Here is a 20,963-nt window from a genome sequence, read left to right as displayed (position 1 = left end):
CAGCACCTCGGGATGAGGGCGCGCACCGGAGGATCCTGGTCAGAGCAGGCCGAGGCCGACCAACTCGCGCCGCAGAGCCTCGGGCATGGCGGCGAGGTCCCCGGAGGCCTCGGCCCCGAGATCGGCCGGCGCGTCGCGCGCCGTGAGGTAGCGCCACCCCTGGAAGGGACGGTAGGGCCGGGGCGCCACCGGGACGAGGCGCGGATCGAAGACCAGCCGGCAGCGCGGGATGCCGTCCGCGCCGGTCAGCGGCTCGATCGCGGTGATCGCCTGCCGGCAGGACAGCGTCCCGCGGATCACCCAGTAGATCGAGCCATGTCCGGTGATCTCGTGATGGCGCTTGGGCAGGGTGCGGGTGACGTGGAAGGGGGAAGCGGGCCGTCCCTCCCGGAGCGCCTCCTCCCGGAACCGGGTCTGCCGGGCCTCGAGGTCGGCGATGGTGGCGGGGCCGACGCAAAGCTTGATCAGGTGCAGGGCCACGGAGGTTTATGCTCGGGATTGCCGGGGGCGCCCCTGATAGCAGGGTCCGCGCCGGGGCGCGCCTGCCGAACCGTCCGGGCGAGAGGCGTCGGCGCCGCCGGTCTTGCATGCGCGACGTCGGCCGGAGCCGGGTCGGCCCCGCGCGGACCTCCTCAGGCGAACAGGGCGAGCCGCTGCTCCGGCGTCAGCGCCTCGATCTCGGCGAAGCTCGGGGCCGGCTCCTCCGGCGGCATGGCCGGCTCGGGGGCCGCCGCGACGTCCTCCTCCCAGGCGAGGTCCGCCGTGTCCTCTCCGATCGCGGTGTCGGGCTCCGCCGCGGCCGCGGCGAACGGCCCGGTGACAGGAGGGGAGACAGCCTCCGGGGCCGACTCGAAGGCCGTCTTAGGGACAAGGTCCGGGATCGCCGCCGAGACGGTCTCGATATCGGCCTGCAGGTCTGTCTGCAGGTCTGTCTGCAGGTCGGTCAGCAAGTCTGCCTGCAGATCGCCCTCTTCGACCGGCGCGAGGACGGTGTCCGGCTCAAGATCCGCGATCAGGTCCGGCGCGGCGATGTTCGCCTCGGCCGGCGCTTCGGCCTCCGGCTTGGCCGCGGCCCACTCGGCCTCCGCCGAGACCGGCAGGAACACCAGATCCTCGTGGAGCGCCGGGCTGCCGGGGCGGGCCACGAGGGCCGCCACCGTGACGGCCGGCACGTCCATGGCGATGTAGCGGTCGATGTCGCTCTGGTTCAGATCGGCCGGCTCGCCGGCCGGCCGCGCGGCCCGGTGGGGCGGCACCCGCACCGCGTCCTCGCCCCAGATGGCGATCATCGCGGAGACCCGGTCTTCCAGGTAGCGCAGGGTGTAGACGATCCGGGCGGTGCGCTGCGCGGTCAGGTCCTGGAAGGAGCAGGCCGTGTAGATCGCGGTGGCGTGGCGGTCGAGGTCGTCGCAGGCCTGCGCGTCGGCGCCACGCTCGCGCAGGGTCCAGGCCGCCTCCTGGATCGCCTCGGCGGCGCCCAGGATGTCGGAGGTCGCCTGTTCGGTCTCGCGCACGATGGCGTCGAGGGCGAGCGAGGCCTGCGTCAAGCGGGTCTCGTCGCTGTTCGGGGCGTTGAGCGCCGCGATCTCGCCCTTGGTTCGGCTGATCGCATCGGCCATGTCGAGGAGGTTGCCGCGCAGGTGGCCGAACGCCTCCTGGCCGCGGTCGGCGGTGACGCTCCGCTCCAGCCGCGCGATCGCCCCGAGCAGCACCTCGGTCTCGGCGCCCCGGTTGCGGCGCGCATATTCGGCGAGGAACCAGCGTCCGCGCTCGCTGGCGCTGATCGTCGCCTCGATCGCCTCGTACTCGGCCGAAGCGTTCGCGCTCGGGTTGACGGAACCGAACATGGGCCTCTCTGGACGCTGACGGCGGGCGCAGTGGCGGCCCGCCCCGGTGCGCCTCAATCCCCGGGAATTTGACAGAGTCCCTTTAACGGGCGCTTACGGGCGGCCTTCCGCCTCCCGCCCCCTCCCGTCGAGACCCGCCTTGCCCCGCCCGTCCGGCCCGGCGCGCCTGTCGCTGCTCTATGCCGTGGTGTTCACCGAGATCGGCATCGCCATGCCGTTCATGCCCATGTGGCTCGACGCGCTCGGCCTCGATGCCGGGGTGATCGGCCTGCTGCTCGCCCTGCCGATCGCCACCCGGATCGCCGCCACGGCGCCGCTGATGGCGCTCCTCGACCGCGGACTCGGGCCCCGGCGGCTGATCCTGCTCGGCAGCCTCGCCCTCAGCCTGACCTACGCGCTGATGCCCGCGGCGGCCGGGATCGCCTGGCCGTGGCTCGCCGTGCTGATCGTGCTCAACGCGGTCGCCGGCGCGCCGCTGGTGCCCTGCATCGACTATCTGACCCTCGCGGCCGTGCGCCGGGACAGCCGCCTCGCCTATTCGCGGATCCGGATGGCGGGTTCCGTCGCGTTCCTGATGGCGAACCTCGCGGGCGGGGTCCTGCTCTCGGCGCTCGGCGGGCGGCTCGCCGTGCCGCTGCTGCTGACCGGCCTCGCCCTCGGCGCGGCGGTGGTGGCCTGGCGCAACCGCGCGGTGACGGCGTTGCCGGCGGCGGCGGAGGGATCCGGCCGCCCCCGGCTGCCGCTGAAGCTCTGGCTGTGCATCGGCGCGGCGGCCGCGATCCAGGCGAGCCACGGGGCGATCTACGGGTTCGGCAGCATCTACTGGACGAGCCAGGGAATCCCGCCGGCCTGGATCGGCTCGCTCTGGGCGACGGGCGTGCTGGCCGAGATCGCCCTGTTCGCCGCCCTGCCCGCCCTGCCCGCCACCTGGCGCAGCCCGGTGCGGCTCCTCGGCGCCGGGGCCGTCGCGGCGATCCTGCGCGCGTGCGGCATGTACCTCCTCGGCGACCATCTCGCCGCGCTGGTGCCGCTCCAGTGCCTTCACGGCCTGACCTTCGGGGCGACGCAGCTCGGTGCCATGGCGGCGGTCTCGGCCAACGCGCCCGACGGCGCCCGCGGGCGGGCGCAGGGCACGCTCAGCGCCGTCAATGCCGGGATCTCGGTGGTCGCCACCTTGGGAAGCGGCCTCGCCTACCGGGCCGGCGGCCCCCTCGCCTTCCTGCTGATGGCGCCGCTGGCGGCCGCGGGCCTGGGTCTCGCCCTGGCCTCCCGCCGCGCACCGGGGGTGAGGTTGGAGACGGATCGTCAACCGTAATGTCGTCATAACCGCCGGGCAGGGTGGTGCCTCGATCGAGGAGTTAAGGGTGTTGCTGAGCGAGGGCACTGTTCCCGGCGCCTTGGCCGGCGCCGCGCTGCGGGAGCGGTCGGCCGACGGCCGGCTGGTGCTCGACGGCCGCTGGACCGCCGACCAGGCACCGGCCGTCGAGGCCGCGGCCGCGGGCATCGCGGCGGCCGGCCGCGCCGGGCCGGTGGCGGTCGACCTGTCGGGGATCGCGCGCCTCGATACGCTCGGCGCCTGGGTGCTGGAGCGGACCCGCGCCGAGATTGCGCAGGCGGGCAGCACCCTCACCTATCTCAACGCACGGCCGGAGCACCGCACCCTGCTGGGCGAGGTGCGCCTGCGCGAGCCGGACGCTCCGGCACCGCGGCGGCATGGGCCGGTCATCGGCCTGCTCGACGCCACCGGGCGCCAGACCGTGCAGGGCGGCCACGAATTCGTCACCGCCCTCGCCTTCCTGGGCGAGCTGATCGCCGCCTGTGGCCGCGTCGCCCTGCGGCCCGGCACGTTCCGCGGCAACGCCCTGATCAACCAGATCCAGCAGGTGGCGCTCAACGGCACGCCGATCATCGTGCTGATCTCGTTCCTCGTGGGCGGCATCGTCGCCCAGCAGGGCATCTTCCAGCTCCAGCGCTTCGGCGCCCAGACCTTCGTGGTCAACCTGATCGGCCTCTTGATCCTGCGCGAGATGGGCGTGCTGCTCACCTCGATCATGGTTGCCGGCCGCTCCGGCTCGGCGATCACCGCCGAGATCGGCTCCATGCGCATGCGCGAGGAGGTCGACGCCCTCCGGGTCATGGGTCTCGATCCGGTCGAGATCCTGATCGTGCCCCGCGTGCTCGCCCTGATGATCGGTCTGCCGATGCTGACCCTGATCGGCGACCTCGCGGCGCTCGCCGGCGGCGGCCTCACCGCGATGCTCTACGGCGGCCTGACCCTCGACCAGTTCCTGGTCCGGCTCCAGGCGGCGGTGGGCGTCCACCACGTCATGGTCGGCCTGATCAAGGCGCCGTTCATGGCGCTGACCATCGGGGTGATCGCCACGATCGAGGGCTTCGCGGTCGAGGGCTCCGCGGAATCGCTCGGCCGCCACGTCACCGCGTCGGTGGTGAAGGCCATCTTCATGGTCATCGTCCTCGACGGCTTGTTCGCGGTGTTCTTCGCCGCGATCGACTTCTGAGGGCGCCCCGATGAATGCCTCGTCGAACGCCTCCGCCCCGATCATCCGCGTGCGCGACCTCGTGGTCGGTTTCCGCGACCGCAACATCCTCAAAGGCCTGAGCCTGGACATCCGCGCCGGCGAGATCCTGGGCTTTGTCGGGCCCTCGGGTCAGGGCAAGTCGGTGCTCACCCGGACGATCCTGGGACTCAACCCCAAGCGCGCCGGGACGATCGAGGTGTTCGGCCGCGACGTCGATGAACTCACCTATGCCGAGCGGCGCCGGATGGAGCAGCGCTGGGGGGTGCTGTTCCAGCAGGGTGCCCTGTTCTCGGCGCTCACCGTCAAGCAGAACATCCAGGTGCCGATGCGCGAGCACCTGAACCTGTCCGAGCGCCTGCTCGACGAGTTCGCCCGCCTGAAGATCGAGATGGTCGGCCTCAAGCCCGACGCCGCCGACAAGCTACCCTCGGAACTGTCGGGCGGCATGATCAAGCGCGCGGCGCTCGCCCGCTCCCTGGCCCTCGATCCCGAGATCCTGTTCCTCGACGAGCCGACCTCGGGCCTCGACCCGATCGGCGCGGGCGAGTTCGACGACCTCGTCTCGACCCTCAAGGAGACGCTGGGCCTGACCGTCTTCATGGTCACCCACGACCTCGACAGCCTCTACACCGCCTGCGACCGCATCGCGGCGCTCGGCGACGGCCAGATCATCGCGGCCGGCACGATCGACGAGATGCTGGCGAGCGACCATCCCTGGCTGCGCTCCTACTTCCACGGCAAGCGCGCCCGGACCATCGCCACCGGCGGCGCCTCGGCTCATGCCTGATCGCAGCCCCACCCAGATCCCGCCCTGCTCCCCTCCGGGAGCCGGGGCCGCAGGCCCGGCCGGATCTCCGCCGGCCAGAACCGCAGGTTGAGCGCATGGAAACCCGCGCGAATTACGCCCTCATCGGGGCCTTCACCATCGCCGTCATCCTGGCGGGCTTCGGCACCGTGCTGTGGCTCTCCGGCGGCTCGTCGCGGCAGGTCAGCCAGATCGTCCGCATCGTCTTCTCCGGCTCGGTCGGGGGGCTGTCGCGCGGCTCGAGCGTGAACTTCAACGGCATCAAGGTCGGCGAGGTCACCGACATCCGTCTCGCCCCGCAGGATCCCCGCCGGGTGCTCGCCACGATCAAGGTCGACCCCGCGACGCCGCTCCGGGCCGACACCCGCGCCCGCCTCGACTCGGCGATGCTCACCGGCGTCTCCGTGATCTCCCTGTCGGGCGGCAATGCCGACGCGCCGGTGCTGACCCCGATGGCCAACGGCGAGCCGCCGACGATCTTCGCCGATTCCTCCGACATGCAGGACATGATGGCGCTGGCGCGCCAGGTGGCGCAGCGGGCCGACGACATGCTGGCCCGGCTCGACCGGCTCGTCTCCGCCAACGAGGGGGCGATCAACCGGTCGCTCGCCAATGTCGAGACCTTCTCGAAGACGCTGGCGGATGCCGGCCCGAACATTTCGGCCCTGGTCAAGGCGGTGGACGGGGCCAAGCTCGGCCGCGTGATCGACAACGCCGACCGCTTCTCCGCGGCCCTGTCCAAGGCCAGCCCCGACATCGAGGCTGGCCTGCACGATGCCCGCTCCCTCGCCGCCAAGCTCAACGCCTCGGCCGACAAGATCGACGCGGTCCTCAACGGCGCGCAGGGCTTCCTGGGGTCGGCCTCCGGCCAGGAAGGCTCCAGCACCTTCTCGGAGATCCGCGCGGCGGCGATCTCGGTGCGTGACGCCGGCAAGGCGTTCCGGACCATGTCGGAGAACCTCGACAAGCGCACCGCCAGCATCTCGGCCAATTTCGGCCGGCTCAGCGGCACCGGTCGCCGGGAGGTGGAGGCCCTGTCGGGGGACGGCCAGCGGACTCTGAGCACCCTCAACCGCACGGTGCGCAGCCTGGAGCGCGACCCGAGCCAGGTGATCTTCGGCGGCAAGCCATCGTTGCCCGAATACAACGGCGGGCGGTGAAATGGCGTGTGCCCGGGCGCATGTGTCCCGGCGCACGGCACGGATGCCACGGCGGATTAGTTTTAACCGCATAGCTTATACAGCTCCGCCGTTCGCCGGTGGGGTCCTCCAGGTCATGCGTATGGTCCGCTCGTCCCACATCGCCGCTGCCGCGCTGCTCGCCACCCTCCTGGGCGGCTGCGGCGGCGCGGCGCCCCTCACCTTCGACCTCGCGGCGCTGCCGTCCGCGGGGCGGCCGGTCGCGGCCGGCCGGTCGATCGCGGTCTCGGAGCCGGTGAGCATCCAGCCCTTCGAGGCCGACCGGATCATCGTGCGCGAGAATGGCGGGGCGCTCTCCTTCCTGGGCGGCGGCCAATGGGCCGACCGGCTGCCGCGGCTGATCCAGACGCGGCTCATCCAGAGCCTGGAGAATTCCGGCCGGCTCCGCTCGGTGAGCCGGCCCGGCGACAAGGTCGTGGCCGATTACCAGCTGATCAGCGAGATCCGTGCCTTCGACGTCCAGGCCGGGACCGGCGAGGCGGTGGTCGACCTGTCGCTGAAGCTCGTCGCCGATGGCACCGGCAAGGTGACGGCGGCACGGATCTTCACGGCCCGGGTGCCTGTGGCCAAGGTCGACGCCGGCAACGGCGCCCGCGCCCTCGACCAGGCGTTGACCACGGTGCTGGCCGACGTGGTGCGGTGGGTGAATAGCGGGCGCTGACGCCCCCCAGGGTCCGGCGTCGCCGGCGTCTCCGCGGCGGTCCGCGCTCCCGCCTGATCGTCCTCCGGGTGCGGGGCGCGGATCCGGTCCACGGCCCGGCATGCCGCCGGGGACAGCGGGTGACCGGGCCGGCCCACGGGATCCATCGTAGACGATCGCGCCGTCCACCGGTCGGTCCTCGTCCCACGAGACTGCGGCAGCATGCGCGGCAGATCCACTGTTGCAGAGCGCAGCAATCGCGTTCATAGCGCTGCCGCGATGCAGATTCTATTTTCAACCGAAGGTGTATTGGAAAAGGATCGTTTTCGCCTTTGGCGGGACGTCTGTGAAGACCGCCTGGTTCCGATGGCGCAGACGTGTCTCGGCGACGAGCCATTTCATGCGACGATCAGCGGGACCAGTATCGGCGGTCTGGTTTTTACGAAATTCGCCTTGCGGAATTTGAAAGCGGCCACGACGCCGCGCACGCTCCGCCACGAAAACCACAAGACCGACCATCTGTTTATGAGCATGGTGCTCGCGGGGCGGGTGCAGGCGGATCAATACGATCGGTCGAGCACGGATGGTGCCGGCGATTTCTCGATCCGGGACACGAACACGCCCTGGACGATCGAGCACAACGGCTACAGCGAGGTGCTGGCGATCGCGATCCCGCGGGAGCGGCTGGAGGGGCCCTTGGGATCCGCCCGCCTGTTCGCCGGCGTGACCGTCGGCGGCGGTCTTCCCATCGCGACTTTGACCCGGTCGTTCCTGGGCAACCTGCTCAGCCTGGGGGACCGGCTGACGCCCCAGGTGGCCGAGAACATGGTCTCGACGGGGCTCGACCTCATCGTTGCCAGCCTCACGGAGCGGCTCGGGCAGGAGGTGCGGCAGCCGGTTCAGGACAGCGTCGTGATGCAGCGTGCCAAAGCCTATATCGAGGCCAACCTCCACGATCCGGCGCTGGATCCGCCCCTGCTCGCGGCCGCGACCGGCGTGTCCCTGCGGCGGCTGCAGGCCCTGTTCCGCGCGCGCGGCCAGCACATCTCGGACTGGATCTGGGACCGCAGGCTGGAGGCGGCGGCCAGACGTCTGGCCGACCCAGGCTGCCTCCATCTGCCGCTGGGCACCCTGGCCTATGGCTGCGGCTTCACGAGCCAGCCGCATTTCTCCCGCCGCTTCAAGGAGCGCTACGGCCTGAGTCCCCGCGACTACCGCCTGCGCGCCATCCTGCTGACGGCCCAGGGCTGACGAGCCCTTCCTGCGCCACTGCGCTGCGCGAGCCGCCTCACTCCATCACGGCGGCCTTCATGATCACCACCATGGTGGCCCGGGCCGGGCCGTCCGTGCAGCGCACGAGGTGGGGCCGGTCGCAGCGATAGCGCAGGGTCTCGCCGGCCCGCGCCCGCTGCACGATGCCGCCGATCTCGACCTCGAACGCCCCCTCGGTGACCGACAGGGACTCCACCGAACCGCGCTGGTGCGGGTCCGAATCGAGGAGGCCGCCGGGATCGGCCGTGACCTCGTACCATTGCAGCCACTCGATCGTCTTGACCCAGCCGATGATCGCCAGCCGCACCTTCCCGTCCTCGGAGACGAGGATCGGCGTGTCGGCCCGGGAGGTCTTCTCGATGAACGGCTCCTCGTCGCCGGTAGCCAGGACCCGCTCGATGGACACGTCGAGCGCCTGCGACAGGCGCCAGATCGTCGCGAGCGTCGGGTTGGTCTCGTTGCGCTCGATCTGGCTGATGATTGACTTGGCCACGCCCGATTGCTCGGCCAGTTCCGAGAGCGACAGGTTGTAGGCCTTGCGCAACCGCTGGATGGTCTTGCCGAGCTGGCCGGAGAGGACCTGCGCCCCGGTCAGCAGGTCGCGCCCCCGCGCCCGGTCGGGCCGTTCCGCCTGATCCTGCATCGTTCCCGATCCGCCTGCGCCGTTCCGTTATCCGAACGATCGTGCGCTTCTTCAAACGCAATCGCTGCCCGGTTGCAAGGCGGCGGGCGGTATGCGCACCGGAAAGCGCCGGCGCCCGACCGATCTACGACCAGACGGCGTGGAAGTGGTGGACCGGCCCGTGCCCGGTCCCGACCGCCAGGCTGTCCGCCGCCGCGAGGGCGGCCGTGAGGTAATCCTTGGCGTCCGCCACCGCCTCGGGCAGCGCCAGGCCCTGGGCGAGTCCCGCCGCCACCGCGGCCGAGAGCGTGCAGCCGGTGCCGTGGGTGTTGCGCGTGGCGATCCGCGGCGCCGACAGAGTCCGCAGGGCGCCGTCCGCGGTGACGAGGTGGTCGATGCTCTCGCGCCCCGTGCCGTGACCGCCCTTGATCAGCACCGCCCGGGCGCCGAGGGCCAGGAGCCGGCGCGCCTGGGCCACGATCGTCGCCGGGTCCGTCGCGACGGCCTCGCCGAGGAGCACCGCTGCCTCCGGCAGGTTGGGGGTGATCAGGTCGGCCCGCGGCAGCAGGCGCTCGCGGAGCGTCGCCACGGCCGCGTCGGTGATCAGCCGGTCGCCGCTGGTGGCCACCATCACGGGGTCCAGAACGACCGGGATCGACCCGGCGTGGCGCGCCAGGCCTTCGGCGACCGCCGCGATCACCGCGGTTTGGGACAGCATGCCGACCTTCACGGCCTTCACGGCGAGGTCGGAGAACACGCTGTCGATCTGACAGGCGACGAAATCCGCCGGCACGTCGTGGATGCCCTGGACGCCCTTGGTGTTCTGCGCCGTCAGCGCCGTGATCACGCTGGCGCCGTAGACGCCCAGCGCCGAGAAGGTCTTGAGGTCCGCCTGAATGCCGGCGCCGCCGCCGGAATCCGAGCCCGCGATCGTCACTGCGATGGGGGCGGGGGTGCTCATCGGGCGCCCGCCCGCTCGGCCAGGGCGGCGTCGATCCGCGCGCGCAGATCGCGGGCACGCTGACGCACGGATTCGGCGCCGAACAAGGCGGTGATCACCGCGACGCCGTCCGCCCCCGCGGCGATCACCGCGGCGGCGTTGTCGAGGCCGATCCCCGCGATGGCGCCGAGCGGCAGGCCGGCCCCGCGGGCGAGGCGGGCGCGGAAGGCGATGCTGGCGAAGCCGTCGAGGCCCACCGGCGGGTCGGGATTGTCCTTGCTGGTGGTGGCGAACACGCCGCCGATGCAGGCGTAGTCGACGGGCAGCCGGTACAGCTCGTCGGCCTGGGCGGGCTTCTTCAGGGTGAGGCCGATGATCGCGCCCTCCCCCAGGAGCCGGCGCGCGTCGGCCGGGTGGAGGTCACTCTGGCCGAGATGCACCCCGTCGGCTCCGGCCGCGAGGGCGAGGTCGACGCGGTCGTTGACGAGGACGGGGATGCGGCCGCCCACCGCCGCCAGGATCGCCCGGATCCGCGCCAGGGCGGCCCGGGCATCGGCGATGTCCTTCTCGCGGTACTGGAGCAGGGTGCAGCCCCCCGCCACCGCCTCGGCGCCGAGCTCCGCCAGCCGCGCCCCGTCGTCGCCGCAGACGCCGACGTCCAGGAGCCCGTAGAGCCGCAGGTCGACGGCCCGGCTGCCGGTCGCGGGAGAAGTGGCGCTCGCTGGCATCGCTGTCGTCGCTCGATACGCCCCCGGCCGGCTCCGTGCCGGCCCTCCCGGAGCCCTGTTTGGGCAGCCCTTGCGGCGTTGGCAAGCGGGCCAGGCCCGTTCCGTCATACGGCGGCGTTGACGCGCGGCGATCCTGTCCCCCTATAGGTGGGACCCGCTACGGCGCATCCCGGGGAGAGGCGGTCGAGGAACGATGAAGGGTGCCGCGACGCAGACGGATGCGCGCGGGGCGCAGGCCCCGCCGGAGCGCTCCTCCGTAGGCCTCGTCGCGGTGATCATCGCCGCGACCAAGGGGGAGCCGCGCGCCCTGACGATCCGGGTCCCGGACCAGGCGCCCGGCCGCGGCGACGGCCTGCCGGCCGGGCCCCTCGTCCCCGAGCACGCCACGCTGGAGCGGGGCCTGCGCGCCTGGGTCGAGCGGCAGACGCACCAGCGCCTCGGCTACGTGGAGCAGCTCTATACTTTCGGCGACCGCGACCGCTCCGGCACGGCGACCGTGTCGGGGGTGCACTCGCTCTCGGTGGCCTATCTGGCGCTCGTCCGCGAGGAGCGGCCGGCGGGGATCGCCGAGGCCGCTTGGCAGAACTGGTACCGCTATCTGCCCTACGAGGATTTCCGGCAGGGGCGCCCGCGCCAGCTCGACGCCATCGAGGCGCGGCTCGCCGCCTGGGCGTCCGAACCCGAGGATTGCGCCACGCGGACCCGCCGCCTGGACCGGCTCGGCCTGACCTTCGGCATGAACGGCGGCACGTGGAACGAGGAGCGCGTCCTCGAGCGCTACGAGCTGCTGTTCGAGGCCGGGCTGATCCCGGAGGCGCGGGGCAACCCGGGCCCGGCCCTGCCGAACGACCCGACCGGCGTGCCGATGGCCTTCGACCACCGGCGTGTGCTCGCCACCGCGATCGGGCGGCTGCGGGGCAAGATCAAGTACCGCCCGGTGGTGTTCGAGCTGATGCCGCCGGAATTCACCCTGCTGCAGCTGCAGAAGACCGTGGAGGCCCTGTCGGGGACGCAGCTGCACAAGCAGAACTTCCGGCGCCTCGTGGCCCAGCAGGGGCTGGTGGAGGAGACCGAGAGCGTCACCAGCGGCGCCGCCGGCCGGCCGGCGCGGCTGGTGCGCTTCCGCCGGGAGGTGCTGCTGGAGCGCCCGGCCCCGGGCCTGCGGCTGCCGTCGCGGCGCGCGGGGTGACGGCCGCGGTGCTGTCCGGGCTCAATCCTGCCGCGCGAGGGTGCCGAGCCCGCTCGCGTTGAGCGCGTCCACCGTCAGGGCGGCGGCCCGGCCGTCGCTCCCGATGGCGAAGCGGATGGCGGAGGGGCGATCGGGCGCCTCCGCGTCCGGGAAGCTGAGGAAGAGGTCGCGGTCGAAGTGCCGGAGGGGGTAGCGGCGCGCGCCGCCGGGACCGAGCGTCAGCGTCAGGGCGCCGTCCGCCTCGGCCACCACGGCCTCGCCGACATAGGCGTTGGCGTAGCGCCCCGCGTAGGCCGACGGTGCCAGGGGCGCGGAGGGCGACGCCGGCAGCGTCCCGTAGGCCGCCTTGTCGGCGGCGATGCCCGGCGCGAACAGGTTCTCGTAGGCCGCCCCCCAGGCCGTCACCCAGTCCCGGCCGACGCGGCCGTCGAAGACAAGGTCGGCGAAGCTGTCGGCGAGCCCTTCCGGCACGCCGGACGGGAAGGCGTTGGTCAGGACGAGGATCCCGAGACCGGCCTCCGGATGGATCGAGACGAGCGTCTGCGCCCCGACGCTGAAGGCGCCCGCGTGGCCCCACACGAGGCCGTGGCGGCCGTACTCGACGTTCCAGCCGAGGCCGTAGAAGGACGCGGCCCCGGTCACGGGGTTGCGGCCGCGGGCCATGAGCGGGACGTGCGTCTGCGCCAGGGCCGCGGCCGCGACGCGCTGCGCGCCTTCGAAGCGGCCGTTGCCGATCACGAGCCGCAACCAGCGCGCGAGGTCGCGGACAGGGCCGCTGACGCCGCCGGCCGGGGCCTGCGCGTCGGGGTTGCGCTCGACCTTGGCGGCCCAGACACCGCCGGCCCGGACGTGGAGCGTCGCGCGGTCGGCCCGGCCCAGGAACTCCGCGTGGGTCGTGCCGGTGGCGGTCATCCCGAGGAGCCGGAACAGCCGGTCCCGGGCCACGGCCTCCCAGGACTGGCCGGTCGGCTTCGCGGCGGCGACCGCGCCCTCGGTGAAGCCGAAATTGCTGTACGCGTAGCCGGCGCGGAAGCTCGAGGCGGGTGGCACGTGGCGGAGCCGGTGCAGGATCGCGTCGCGGCCGAAGCCGATCGACTCCAGATCGTCGCCGGCGATCCCCGGCAGCCCGCTGCGATGGTTGAGGAAGTCGCGCACCGTGACCTGCGCGGTCGGGTAGGCCTCGTGCAGCTGGAAGGCGGGATCGAGATCCGCGACGCGCGAATCCCAGTCGACCACCCCGTCGCCCACCAGGGCCGCCACGATCGTCGCGGTGACGGGCTTGGACAGGGAGGCGATCTGGAAGACCGTGTCGGGGCCGACCGGCTCGGGCTTCCCGGCCTGCCTGAGACCGTATCCCTTCAGGAGGAGCGTCTCGTCGCCGAGGACGACCGCGACCGCGAGGCCCGGCACGGCGCCCGCGTCGACGGCCCGCTGCGCCAGCGCCTCCAGCGCCGGCAGCTGCGCCTCGACCTGCGCCCGCGTGAGCGACCCGGCGGATCCGGCTCCGGGCCCGACCGCGATCAGGCCGAGGGCGAGGCACACGCGGACGAGGCGACGGCGCGATCGGGCCCGCTGCATGAGTTGTCGCTCCCGCCTGAGAGAACTCGGGCGACGAGAGTGGCATCGTCAGGCCGGGGAGATCAATCACGCCGGCACGGGCCGCGCCTCGAATGCGTGGCCGGCCCGATGAGAACCGGACCGGACGCGCCGGCCGGGCTATCGGAACGGGTTGGCGTCGGGTGTCGGCTTCACGCCGTGGAGCATCCGGTACAGCGTCCATTCCTCGACGATCTTCCGGCCCGGAAGGGCGCAGAGCCCGATCTCGCCCCCATCCGCCAGCTTCGCGATGATGGATTGTCCGCCCATCGTCGCGCAGAAGGCCGAGGCCGGGTTTTCCAGCGCGTGCACCGTTCCCGGGCGCGCGATGGCGGCGCCTATCGCGAGCACGACGACAAGCCTCGCGGCGCGCAGGCCCAAGGGCACGATCGGACGATCCATGGGCTGCCCTGCCCTACCCGTAGGTGTGGTCGTCGGCCGGGAACCGCCCGGCCCGGACCTCGTCCGCGTAGGCCTTCACAGCCTCCTCGATATGGGCCCGCAGGCTGCCGAACTGGCGCACGAATTTCGGCGTGCGCTCGGAAAGGCCGAGCATGTCCTCCAGCACCAGGATCTGCCCGTCGCAGACCGCCGAGGCGCCGATGCCGATCGTGGCGGCGCTGACCTGGGGTGAGGTTGCAATCGCCCGCGCCACCGGCTCGACGATGCCCTCCAGCACGATCGCGAAGGCCCCAGCCTCGGAGATCGCGCGGGCATCCTCCAGGAGGCGGCGTTCGTCGTCGGGGGCCCGGCCCTGCACCTTGAAGCCACCCATCGTGTTCACCGCCTGCGGCGTGAGCCCGATATGGCCCATCACCGGCACGCCGCGCTGGACGAGGAACGCCACCGTCTCGGCGAAATGGGCGCCACCCTCCATCTTGATCGCCCCGGCGCCGGTCTCCTTCAGAACCCGGGAGGCGCTGAGGAAGGCCTGCTCGCGGCTCGCCTCGTAGGAGCCGAACGGCATGTCGACCACGACCAGCGCCTTCTCGGTGCCGCGGATCACTGCCTGGGCCTGGAGGATCATCATCTCCAGGGTGACGGGAATCGTCGATTCCATCCCGTGCATGACCATGCCGAGGGAATCGCCCACCAGGATGAAGTCGCAATAGGGATCGACGATGCCGGCCGTGTGGGCGTGATAGGCGGTGAGCGCGATGATCTTGCGCCCCTCGGCCTTGCGCTTGCCGATATCGATGGCCCGGAGCCGTCGGGACTGCACGACCTGCGACATGGTTCAGATCCCTTTCGGCTCTCTTCCCTCCCCTTGTGGGGAGGGGCCGGGGGTGGGGGTGGTTCAGGATTAGGGGCCGTGGTGCCTTCTGCACCACCCCCACCTCCAACGCCTCCCCGCAAGGGGGGAGGAGAGTGCCCGGTCCGCTGAATTCAGTGGCTTTCAGGCCCTCGCCTGAGAGGAACTGCTCCTCTTACACCGGCCGACGCCGCGGGTCAGCGCCCCGCCTGCGGCTCGGCACCCGCCCTCCAGTCCGGATCGACCTTCAGGTTTGCGGTCGCGTGCTTCTCCTGCCAGCCCTCGACGCCCTGAGGGAACCAGCGCACGCCGGTATAGCCTTTCAGCACCAGCCGCTTGGCGGCGTTCCAGCTGCCCCAGCACTCCACGTGGCAGAACACCACGACGGGCTTGGCCTTGTCGCCCCCGGTCAGGGCCGCGACGCGGGCATAGAACAGCGCCTCGCGCGCCGGTGCCAGGGGCTCGGCGCCGGCCTCCGGCATCCAGACGGCGCCGGGGATCGAGGGATGCACCGGCAGCCAGAGGCGGCCCTCCGGGAAGTTCGATGGCTTGCGGTCCGGGGCCGCCACGTCGAGCAGCACCGGCTTGTCGGGGCCGGCCATCAGGGCGGCGACGGCATCGGCGTCGACCACCGCCGCCCCTCTCAGGGTCGGCGGCGTGTAGCCCTTCGGAGGACCGGCATAGAGCCCCTCCGGCTCGGGGACGTTGAGCGGCGAATCCGCTGGCGCGGCGGCGAGGCAGAGGAAAGCAGCGCAGGCCGCCGCGGCCCGGCCGGTCAGGAGGAGGCGCCGCATGCTCAGTTCGTCGGGCTCGGGGGGGTGAAGCTGTGCTGCCAGCGGCCGCCCTGGTTGTCGGAGGCCGCCACCTGGATCGGCTTGCCGTCCGGCTTGAACGCGAAGTTGATCACGGGATTCGAGGCGATCGAGATGTCGCCCGTCATGGTGAAGACCGTCCGGTCGCCCGCCGAGACGGTGAGCTTGTCGATGTAGCGCGCCGGCGTGTAGTCGCGGGTCACCTGGTTCATCTGCATGCCGGAAAAATTCGGGTGGCGGATCATCAGCGTCGCCTCCACGGGCTTGCCGGCCGCGGTCTCGGCGAACTTCATGCGCATGTCGCCCATGCCCTTCATGGCCTCCTCGTCGCTCATGCCCATCGGGGCCGAGCAACCGCCGGACGCCTTCACGAACTGCTTGGCCTCGTAGAGCGTGCCGTCCGTCGTCTCCACCACGGCATGCATGTCGGTGTAGTTGTTGACCCGCACCCGCAGCTTCAGCTCCGCCGGGTCGGCAGCCGGGCCGAACTCGAACTTGGCCGCGTAGGGCGCCGGGTTGTCGTCTATGATCAGCGAGACCGCCTTGATCTGCCCGTCATTGGGCATGGTCAGGGTGATCGGCACCAGGGCGGCGTCCAGTGCTCGGGCGGGCGCTTCGATCTTCACGAGGCTGTCGGTCGGGGCGATCTGACGGTCGCCGAAGATCGACTTGGCGATCTCCTGCCAGCGGACTGCCCGCTCCTGATCGGTGTCGGAGGCGCCGGCCGCCTGCGCCATGCCGGCGAGCGGGCCGGACAGGGCACTCGTCGCCAGGACGAAGCCGAGGGCGAGGGTGGAGACTGATTGTCCGATCCTGTGAGTCATGGCGTGCCTCCCGATTGGCTTGGATATGGGGATCCTGAAACCTATTCCCACTCGAGTTCCTGGTAGGCCACGGTGACGTTGCGGCCGTTATAGGTGTCGAACAGCGCCCACTTGTCCCGCTGGTCCGCGGCGACGCTGGTCACTGCCTTGTCGATGGGAACGTCCCGGGCGATCGCCGCGCGGGTGCCGTCGCGCAGGGCTTTCAGGTAGCCGGAGAGGTCGGCGAGCGCCGGGGCGAGATCCACCGCCACGGGGCCGTGGCCCGGCAGCGCGCGGGTCGCACCCATGGCCTTCAGCCGCTCGATCTCCATCAGCCAGCCCTTGAGGCTGCCGTCGAGGGACGGGATCCGGTTCACGAACAGCAAGTCGGCGGGAAACAGCAGGCCGCTGCCGGAATCGATCATCGACAGGTCCGAGGTCGTGTGCGCCGGGCCGTGGGCCGTGAAGGTCAGGCGGCGGTCGCCGAGGTCGATCTCGGCCGTGTCGGCGACGCTCAGGGTCGGGTAGACCACCGGACCGGTGCGGTCCTCGCCGAGGAGATCGATCAGCCGCTTGCGGTAGAACTCGCCCCGCGCCGACAGCGCCTCGGTGAGCTTGGCGTGGCCGATGAAGACCGGCTTGTCCTGGACGAAGGCCCCCGCCCCGAAGACGTGGTCCGGGTGAACGTGGGTCAGCACCACGTGGGTGATCGGCTTGTCCGTGCGCTTGACGATCTCGGCGCGCAGCCACTGGCCGTCGGCGAGGCTGCCGCCGGATTCGGTCACCACCACGCCGTTCCTGCCGATGAGGAAGCCGATATTGGCGATGGCATCGGCGTTCTCGGGCGTGGCGTCGGCGATCAGGCCCTTGCGCACGAACAGGCCCGGCCCGACCTCCTCCATCGTGAAGCTCTCGGCGGCGCGGCCCAGCGTCGGCGCGCAGCACAGGCAGAACCCCGCAAAGAGGGCGTGCCGCCGCGTCAGCCCGGTGGCCAGCGTCCCCGGATGGACGGCAGATGCCGTCATGCCGAAACCTCCCGATCTTGATTGTCTACCATTAAGTAGGTAGATTGCGCCTCGGTCAAGGGGTGGGCCACGGCCGATATCGCAACGGGCCCCATATTCCCGTGAGCTGGAGCGACGATCGCCGCGATGAGGGATACCCGCGCCGAGCTGCTGATGCAGGCCGAGACCCTGGTGCGGGGCCGCGGCTTTGCCGGCTTCAGCTACGCCGACCTCGCCGCGGCGGTGGGCATCCGCAAGGCGAGCATCCACCACCACTTCCCCACCAAGGTCGATCTCGGCGCTGCCCTGGTGGCGGCCTACGCGGCGCGCTACGCCGCCGCCCTGGAGACGATCCGCCTCGACGTGCCGGACGGGCCGGGCCGGGTCGAGGCCTATGGGCGGCTCTATCTCGGCGGCGTCGAGCAGGGGCTCGGCTGCCTGTGCGCGGCGCTGGCCATCGAGGGCGAGGCGCTACCCGAGCGCCTGCGCCGCGACATCGCGGCTTTCTTCGCCGATCACCTCGCGTGGCTGGAGGCGATCCTGCGCGCGGGGCAGGCAGACGGCACAGTGCGCGGCGGGGCCGATCCGGCGGCCCTCGCCCGCTACGTCGTCGCCACGCTGGAAGGCGCGCTGCTGATGGAACGGCTGTTCGCGAGCCCGGCCGCCTTCCGGGGAACGCTGGCGGTGCTGGTCGACGGGCTCAGGCCGCAATGAACCGGGCGTAGCCGTCTGCCCGCAGGCGGCACGCCGGGCAGGTCCCGCAGCCGTAGCCCCAGGGATGCCGCTTCCCGCGCTCGCCGAGATAGCAGGTGTGGCTCTCCTCGACGATCAGGTCGACCAGCGCCTGTCCGCCCAGGCTCTCGGCGAGGCCCCAGGTCTGCGCCTTGTCGAGCCACATCAGCGGCGTGTGCAGCACGAAGCGCCGCTCCATGCCGAGATTGAGCGCCACCTGCAGGGCCTTGATCGTGTCGTCCCGGCAATCGGGATAGCCGGAATAGTCGGTCTCGCACATGCCGGCGACCACGTGCCGGAGCCCCCGCCGATAGGCGAGCGCGGCCGCGAAGGTCAGGAACACGAGGTTGCGGCCGGGAACGAAGGTGTTGGGCAGACCCGACGCCTCGTAACCGATCGCGGCCTCCCGGGTCAGCGCCGTCTCGGAGATCTGTCCCAGTGCGTCGAGCGCGACCGTGTGGTCGTCGCCGAGCCGGGATGCCCAGGCCGGGTTGAGGCCCGTCATGCCCGCCCGCAGGGCCGCACGGCGGTCGAGCTCGACCCGGTGGCGCTGTCCGTAGTCGAAGCCGAGGGTCTCGACATGGCCGAACCGGTCCAGCGCCCAGGCCAGGCAGGTGGCCGAATCCTGGCCCCCGGAGAACAGAACCAGCGCGGCGCGGTCGCCCGGGATCGCGGCGTCACTCGCCATCGTACTCGGCCCAGGACATCGGGGTCTCGGCGATCCGCACCCGCGCGAGGCCCGGCAGGTCCGGCCGCAGGCGCTGCCAGATCCAGGCCGCGATGTTCTCCGCGGTCGGATTCTCCAGCCCCTCGATCTCGTTGAGGCAATGGTGGTCGAGCCGCGCCAGCAGCGGGCCGAAGATCGACTCGATGTCGTAGAAGTCGATCACCCAGCCGGTCTGGGGATCGACCGGGCCGGCCACCGTCAGCTCGACCCGGTAGGAGTGCCCGTGCATCCGGTGGCAGCGGTGGGTCTCGGGCACGTTTGGCAGCCGATGGGCCGCCTCGAAGGTGAAGGCTTGGGTGATCTTCATGGGCGGGATTCGCGGGCTCGGACCGATCTCGCACCCGCCATAACGCCGACGGGCGGTCCCGCGCAAAGATGGGCTGCCCTGCGGCGGCCGCGGTGGAGGATCAGGCCCCGGCGGCCTCCTCCGACCACTGCGCGTACCATGCCTTGAACAGACGCAGCTGGTTCTCCGCATAGTGGCGCTGGCCGGCGCTCAGCGCGTCGGAGGCGTTGAAGTGGAGTTCGTATTCCGGGTTTCCTTCCAGCACCATTAGGTACTTGTAGTACAGGACGAGGTCGGTTCCCTCGTCGAAGCTGGACAGGATCGCCAGGGCGGAATCGAGTTCTTCCGCCCGCCGCCGGGCCAGGACGTCGCCGCCCGCCGCCTTCTCGCACAAGGCGACGAGGTGGAGGACTTCCCGCGGCAGGACGTTGCCGATGCCCGTGATGGCACCCCGGGCGCCGCAATTGACGTAGCCGTGCACCACCTGCGTATCCACCCCGACCATCAGGGTGATCTCGGGCGACTGGCCGGTGATGTGCTCGGCCGCGTAGGTGAGCGACTGCGCGCCCCCGAATTCCTTGAATCCGACAAGGTGTGGGTAGCGGCTGCGCAAGCTGAAGAACAGATCCGCGCGGGTCTCGAAGCCGTAATAGGGGCTGTTGTAGATCACCGACGGCAGGTCGACGGCCGCCTCGAGGATGCCGGAGAAATGGGCTTCCTGCGCCGCCGCCGAGCTGCCGCGCGACAGCACCCGCGGGATGATCATCAGGCCGTGGGCGCCGGCCGCCTTGGCATGCGCCGCGAGCGCCGCCGCCCGCTTCGGGTTCTGCGCGCCGGTCCCGACGATCACCGGAACGCCGGCCGCCAGCAGCCGCTCGACGCCTTCCATCCGCTCCTCGTCGCTCAGGAGCGGCCAGTCGCCCATCGAGCCGCAATAGACGACCGCCGACATCCCTTCGGCGACGAGGTCTTTCCCCTTCCGCGCGAGGGCGTCGAGATCGGGCGTCCGATCCGGCCGGCAGGGCGTCATCAGGGCGGGGATCGTGCCGGAGAAGATGTGTCGGTCGGAGGCCATCGCCGGCTCGTCTGCTGGGAGGAGGATCGTCCCGGCGGGCCTTGCAGGTCGCGCCGGGCGGCGTGTCTCTCCATGGCAGCGACGTGCGATTCTGGCAAGGATTTTATACAATCCCGGCCGATTTCGTCAGCCCTGAAGTCTCGCCGAGGAAGGCCATCAGCGCGGCGGCGACGTGGTCGATATGGTCGGTCAGGAGGGCGCAGGCGGCCGAGACGTGGCCGTTCCGGCACAGCCGGACGATCTCGCGGTGCTCGCGGTCGGCCCGTTCCAACTCGGCGTTGTCCGTTGACAGCTGTAGGCGCGTGTAGCGGTCGCACTCGGCCAGGAGGGAGCCGACGAGGGCGAGGGCTCGGGGGCGCTCGGCCCGGCCGTAGAGGAGGAGGTGCAGATCCGTGTTGAGGGCGCCCCAGCGCGCCGTCGCGCCGTCGCGCAATGCCGCGGCGTAATCCTCCAGCAGAGCGTCGGCCCGCGCGAAATCCTCGGCGGTGAGGCGCGGGGCCGACAGGGATAGGAGCCGGGGCTCCAGGGTGCCCCTGAGTTCGAGGGCCTCGGCCGCGTCCGCCGGCGAGAGCGGCGCCACCGTCGCCCCGCGGTGCGGGTGGATTCGCACCAGGCCCTCGGCTTCGAGCTGGAACAGGGCTTCCCGTACCGGGATGCGGCTGGCGCCGAATTCCGCCGCGAGGCCGTCCTGGCGGAGCTGCGACCCGGCCGGGTAGCGCCCGTCGAGGATGCGGCGCCGGATCTCGGACCCGATCGAACCCGCGATGGTCCGGTTCTTCATCGTCGCGCTCCACCGTCGGGCCCGGTCGTGGTCGAGGCCCTTGACGGCGAGGCCCCGGTGTTGAAATTGTATAAAATCCAGCGGGGCTCGGGGGCCCTGTATAGCAGAGGGGT

General features: G+C 71.6%; 23 protein-coding genes. 8 read left to right on the top strand and 15 right to left on the bottom strand.

Features of this window, described 5'->3' with window-relative positions; genetic code table 11:
- Positions 1-39: 39 nt before the first annotated feature.
- Both CIW48_RS04580 and CIW48_RS04575 read right to left on the bottom strand, forming a co-directional pair.
- Positions 40-480, bottom strand: coding sequence for a DUF1489 domain-containing protein (locus CIW48_RS04580; RefSeq protein ID WP_149309482.1), 441 nt, complete (start codon positions 478-480; stop codon positions 40-42).
- A gap of 152 nt (positions 481-632) precedes the next feature.
- Positions 633-1,847, bottom strand: a complete 1,215-nt coding sequence (locus CIW48_RS04575) for a hypothetical protein (RefSeq protein ID WP_149309480.1) — start codon at positions 1,845-1,847, stop codon at positions 633-635.
- Between the two features lie 139 nt (positions 1,848-1,986).
- On the opposite strand from CIW48_RS04575, the gene CIW48_RS04570 reads away from it, so the two are divergent.
- The 6 genes from CIW48_RS04570 (at position 1,987) to CIW48_RS04545 (ending at position 8,282) form a co-directional block, all read left to right on the top strand.
- Complete coding sequence (locus tag CIW48_RS04570; protein WP_149309478.1) at positions 1,987-3,162, top strand: MFS transporter; 1,176 nt, start codon at positions 1,987-1,989, stop codon at positions 3,160-3,162.
- A gap of 49 nt (positions 3,163-3,211) precedes the next feature.
- Positions 3,212-4,366: an MlaE family lipid ABC transporter permease subunit gene (locus CIW48_RS04565; RefSeq protein ID WP_149309476.1), complete on the top strand. Its 1,155-nt coding sequence runs from the start codon at positions 3,212-3,214 to the stop codon at positions 4,364-4,366.
- Positions 4,367-4,376: 10 nt separating this feature from the next.
- Positions 4,377-5,174, top strand: coding sequence for an ABC transporter ATP-binding protein (locus tag CIW48_RS04560; RefSeq protein ID WP_173009177.1), 798 nt, complete (start codon positions 4,377-4,379; stop codon positions 5,172-5,174).
- A gap of 95 nt (positions 5,175-5,269) precedes the next feature.
- Positions 5,270-6,352, top strand: coding sequence for an MlaD family protein (locus CIW48_RS04555; RefSeq protein ID WP_149309474.1), 1,083 nt, complete (start codon positions 5,270-5,272; stop codon positions 6,350-6,352).
- A 121-nt stretch (positions 6,353-6,473) separates the two neighbouring features.
- On the top strand, positions 6,474-7,052 hold the full coding sequence (locus tag CIW48_RS04550) for an ABC-type transport auxiliary lipoprotein family protein (protein WP_149309471.1): 579 nt from the start codon (positions 6,474-6,476) through the stop codon (positions 7,050-7,052).
- Between the two features lie 258 nt (positions 7,053-7,310).
- Entirely contained in the window at positions 7,311-8,282 is a 972-nt protein-coding gene (locus CIW48_RS04545; protein ID WP_149309714.1) for a helix-turn-helix domain-containing protein, read from the top strand.
- 37 nt (positions 8,283-8,319) lie between these two features.
- Here CIW48_RS04545 and CIW48_RS04540 read toward each other — a convergent pair whose 3' ends face one another.
- The 3 genes from CIW48_RS04540 to thiE form a co-directional block, all read right to left on the bottom strand.
- Positions 8,320-8,946, bottom strand: a complete 627-nt coding sequence (locus CIW48_RS04540) for an XRE family transcriptional regulator (protein WP_149309469.1) — start codon at positions 8,944-8,946, stop codon at positions 8,320-8,322.
- Positions 8,947-9,070: 124 nt separating this feature from the next.
- On the bottom strand, positions 9,071-9,886 hold the full coding sequence (thiD, locus tag CIW48_RS04535) for a bifunctional hydroxymethylpyrimidine kinase/phosphomethylpyrimidine kinase (RefSeq protein ID WP_149309467.1): 816 nt from the start codon (positions 9,884-9,886) through the stop codon (positions 9,071-9,073).
- Positions 9,883-10,593, bottom strand: coding sequence for a thiamine phosphate synthase (thiE, locus tag CIW48_RS04530; protein ID WP_149309465.1), 711 nt, complete (start codon positions 10,591-10,593; stop codon positions 9,883-9,885). Before thiE ends, thiD begins: the two co-directional genes overlap by 4 nt.
- 193 nt (positions 10,594-10,786) lie before the next feature.
- Between thiE and CIW48_RS04525 the strand changes: the two genes are divergently transcribed.
- Complete coding sequence (locus CIW48_RS04525) at positions 10,787-11,782, top strand: hypothetical protein (protein WP_149309463.1); 996 nt, start codon at positions 10,787-10,789, stop codon at positions 11,780-11,782.
- A 21-nt stretch (positions 11,783-11,803) separates the two neighbouring features.
- On the opposite strand, the gene CIW48_RS04520 is transcribed toward CIW48_RS04525, so the two are convergent.
- From CIW48_RS04520 to CIW48_RS04495, 6 genes are all read right to left on the bottom strand, one after another.
- Positions 11,804-13,360 (bottom strand): serine hydrolase, encoded by a 1,557-nt coding sequence (locus tag CIW48_RS04520; protein ID WP_149309461.1) that lies wholly within the window; start codon positions 13,358-13,360, stop codon positions 11,804-11,806.
- Between the two features lie 138 nt (positions 13,361-13,498).
- Positions 13,499-13,780 (bottom strand): DUF333 domain-containing protein, encoded by a 282-nt coding sequence (locus CIW48_RS04515; protein WP_149309459.1) that lies wholly within the window; start codon positions 13,778-13,780, stop codon positions 13,499-13,501.
- Between the two features lie 13 nt (positions 13,781-13,793).
- Positions 13,794-14,612, bottom strand: a complete 819-nt coding sequence (panB, locus tag CIW48_RS04510) for a 3-methyl-2-oxobutanoate hydroxymethyltransferase (protein ID WP_149309457.1) — start codon at positions 14,610-14,612, stop codon at positions 13,794-13,796.
- Positions 14,613-14,827: 215 nt separating this feature from the next.
- Positions 14,828-15,424, bottom strand: coding sequence for a rhodanese-like domain-containing protein (locus CIW48_RS04505; RefSeq protein WP_149309455.1), 597 nt, complete (start codon positions 15,422-15,424; stop codon positions 14,828-14,830).
- Between the two features lie 2 nt (positions 15,425-15,426).
- On the bottom strand, positions 15,427-16,266 hold the full coding sequence (locus tag CIW48_RS04500; RefSeq protein WP_149309453.1) for a quinoprotein dehydrogenase-associated SoxYZ-like carrier: 840 nt from the start codon (positions 16,264-16,266) through the stop codon (positions 15,427-15,429).
- A 41-nt stretch (positions 16,267-16,307) separates the two neighbouring features.
- Positions 16,308-17,270 carry a quinoprotein relay system zinc metallohydrolase 2 gene (locus CIW48_RS04495; RefSeq protein ID WP_149309450.1) on the bottom strand — a complete coding sequence of 321 codons (963 nt, stop codon included), beginning with the start codon at positions 17,268-17,270 and terminating at the stop codon, positions 16,308-16,310.
- A gap of 126 nt (positions 17,271-17,396) precedes the next feature.
- Here CIW48_RS04495 and CIW48_RS04490 point away from each other — a divergent pair, with 126 nt between their 5' ends.
- Entirely contained in the window at positions 17,397-17,963 is a 567-nt protein-coding gene (locus CIW48_RS04490; protein WP_149309448.1) for a TetR/AcrR family transcriptional regulator, read from the top strand.
- On the opposite strand, the gene queC is transcribed toward CIW48_RS04490, so the two are convergent.
- The 4 genes from queC to CIW48_RS04470 form a co-directional block, all read right to left on the bottom strand.
- Positions 17,950-18,669, bottom strand: coding sequence for a 7-cyano-7-deazaguanine synthase QueC (queC, locus tag CIW48_RS04485; protein ID WP_149309446.1), 720 nt, complete (start codon positions 18,667-18,669; stop codon positions 17,950-17,952). The genes CIW48_RS04490 and queC overlap by 14 nt on opposite strands.
- Complete coding sequence (gene queD / locus CIW48_RS04480) at positions 18,659-19,015, bottom strand: 6-carboxytetrahydropterin synthase QueD (protein WP_149309444.1); 357 nt, start codon at positions 19,013-19,015, stop codon at positions 18,659-18,661. The genes queC and queD overlap by 11 nt, the downstream gene beginning before the upstream one ends.
- 100 nt (positions 19,016-19,115) lie before the next feature.
- The gene (locus CIW48_RS04475) at positions 19,116-20,069 is read right to left on the bottom strand and encodes a dihydrodipicolinate synthase family protein (protein WP_149309442.1); all 954 of its coding nucleotides are present in this window, start codon (positions 20,067-20,069) and stop codon (positions 19,116-19,118) included.
- A 103-nt stretch (positions 20,070-20,172) separates the two neighbouring features.
- Positions 20,173-20,850, bottom strand: a complete 678-nt coding sequence (locus tag CIW48_RS04470; RefSeq protein WP_149309440.1) for a GntR family transcriptional regulator — start codon at positions 20,848-20,850, stop codon at positions 20,173-20,175.
- Positions 20,851-20,963: the final 113 nt, after the last annotated feature.

It is taken from the genome of Methylobacterium sp. P1-11 (genome assembly GCF_008329595.1).
Lineage (GTDB): Bacteria > Pseudomonadota > Alphaproteobacteria > Rhizobiales > Beijerinckiaceae > Methylobacterium.
The sequence above is the reverse complement of the archived record's forward strand: the minus strand, read 5'-3'. Positions and strand labels throughout refer to the sequence as shown.

Bases quoted from the DNA above. Each gene is read 5' to 3' on its own strand.
- CIW48_RS04515 (WP_149309459.1), bottom strand. From the start codon at position 13,780: ATGGATCGTCCGATCGTGCCCTTGGGCCTGCGCGCCGCGAGGCTTGTC.
- panB (WP_149309457.1), bottom strand. From the start codon at position 14,612: ATGTCGCAGGTCGTGCAGTCCCGACGGCTCCGGGCCATCGATATCGGC.
- CIW48_RS04555 (WP_149309474.1), top strand. From the start codon at position 5,270: ATGGAAACCCGCGCGAATTACGCCCTCATCGGGGCCTTCACCATCGCC.
- CIW48_RS04540 (WP_149309469.1), bottom strand. From the start codon at position 8,946: ATGCAGGATCAGGCGGAACGGCCCGACCGGGCGCGGGGGCGCGACCTG.
- CIW48_RS04505 (WP_149309455.1), bottom strand. From the start codon at position 15,424: ATGCGGCGCCTCCTCCTGACCGGCCGGGCCGCGGCGGCCTGCGCTGCT.
- CIW48_RS04560 (WP_173009177.1), top strand. From the start codon at position 4,377: ATGAATGCCTCGTCGAACGCCTCCGCCCCGATCATCCGCGTGCGCGAC.
- CIW48_RS04490 (WP_149309448.1), top strand. From the start codon at position 17,397: ATGAGGGATACCCGCGCCGAGCTGCTGATGCAGGCCGAGACCCTGGTG.
- CIW48_RS04575 (WP_149309480.1), bottom strand. From the start codon at position 1,847: ATGTTCGGTTCCGTCAACCCGAGCGCGAACGCTTCGGCCGAGTACGAG.
- CIW48_RS04550 (WP_149309471.1), top strand. From the start codon at position 6,474: ATGGTCCGCTCGTCCCACATCGCCGCTGCCGCGCTGCTCGCCACCCTC.
- CIW48_RS04475 (WP_149309442.1), bottom strand. From the start codon at position 20,069: ATGGCCTCCGACCGACACATCTTCTCCGGCACGATCCCCGCCCTGATG.
- queD (WP_149309444.1), bottom strand. From the start codon at position 19,015: ATGAAGATCACCCAAGCCTTCACCTTCGAGGCGGCCCATCGGCTGCCA.
- CIW48_RS04520 (WP_149309461.1), bottom strand. From the start codon at position 13,360: ATGCAGCGGGCCCGATCGCGCCGTCGCCTCGTCCGCGTGTGCCTCGCC.
- CIW48_RS04545 (WP_149309714.1), top strand. From the start codon at position 7,311: ATGCAGATTCTATTTTCAACCGAAGGTGTATTGGAAAAGGATCGTTTT.
- CIW48_RS04525 (WP_149309463.1), top strand. From the start codon at position 10,787: ATGAAGGGTGCCGCGACGCAGACGGATGCGCGCGGGGCGCAGGCCCCG.
- CIW48_RS04500 (WP_149309453.1), bottom strand. From the start codon at position 16,266: ATGACTCACAGGATCGGACAATCAGTCTCCACCCTCGCCCTCGGCTTC.
- CIW48_RS04470 (WP_149309440.1), bottom strand. From the start codon at position 20,850: ATGAAGAACCGGACCATCGCGGGTTCGATCGGGTCCGAGATCCGGCGC.
- thiE (WP_149309465.1), bottom strand. From the start codon at position 10,593: ATGCCAGCGAGCGCCACTTCTCCCGCGACCGGCAGCCGGGCCGTCGAC.
- CIW48_RS04495 (WP_149309450.1), bottom strand. From the start codon at position 17,270: ATGACGGCATCTGCCGTCCATCCGGGGACGCTGGCCACCGGGCTGACG.
- thiD (WP_149309467.1), bottom strand. From the start codon at position 9,886: ATGAGCACCCCCGCCCCCATCGCAGTGACGATCGCGGGCTCGGATTCC.
- queC (WP_149309446.1), bottom strand. From the start codon at position 18,669: ATGGCGAGTGACGCCGCGATCCCGGGCGACCGCGCCGCGCTGGTTCTG.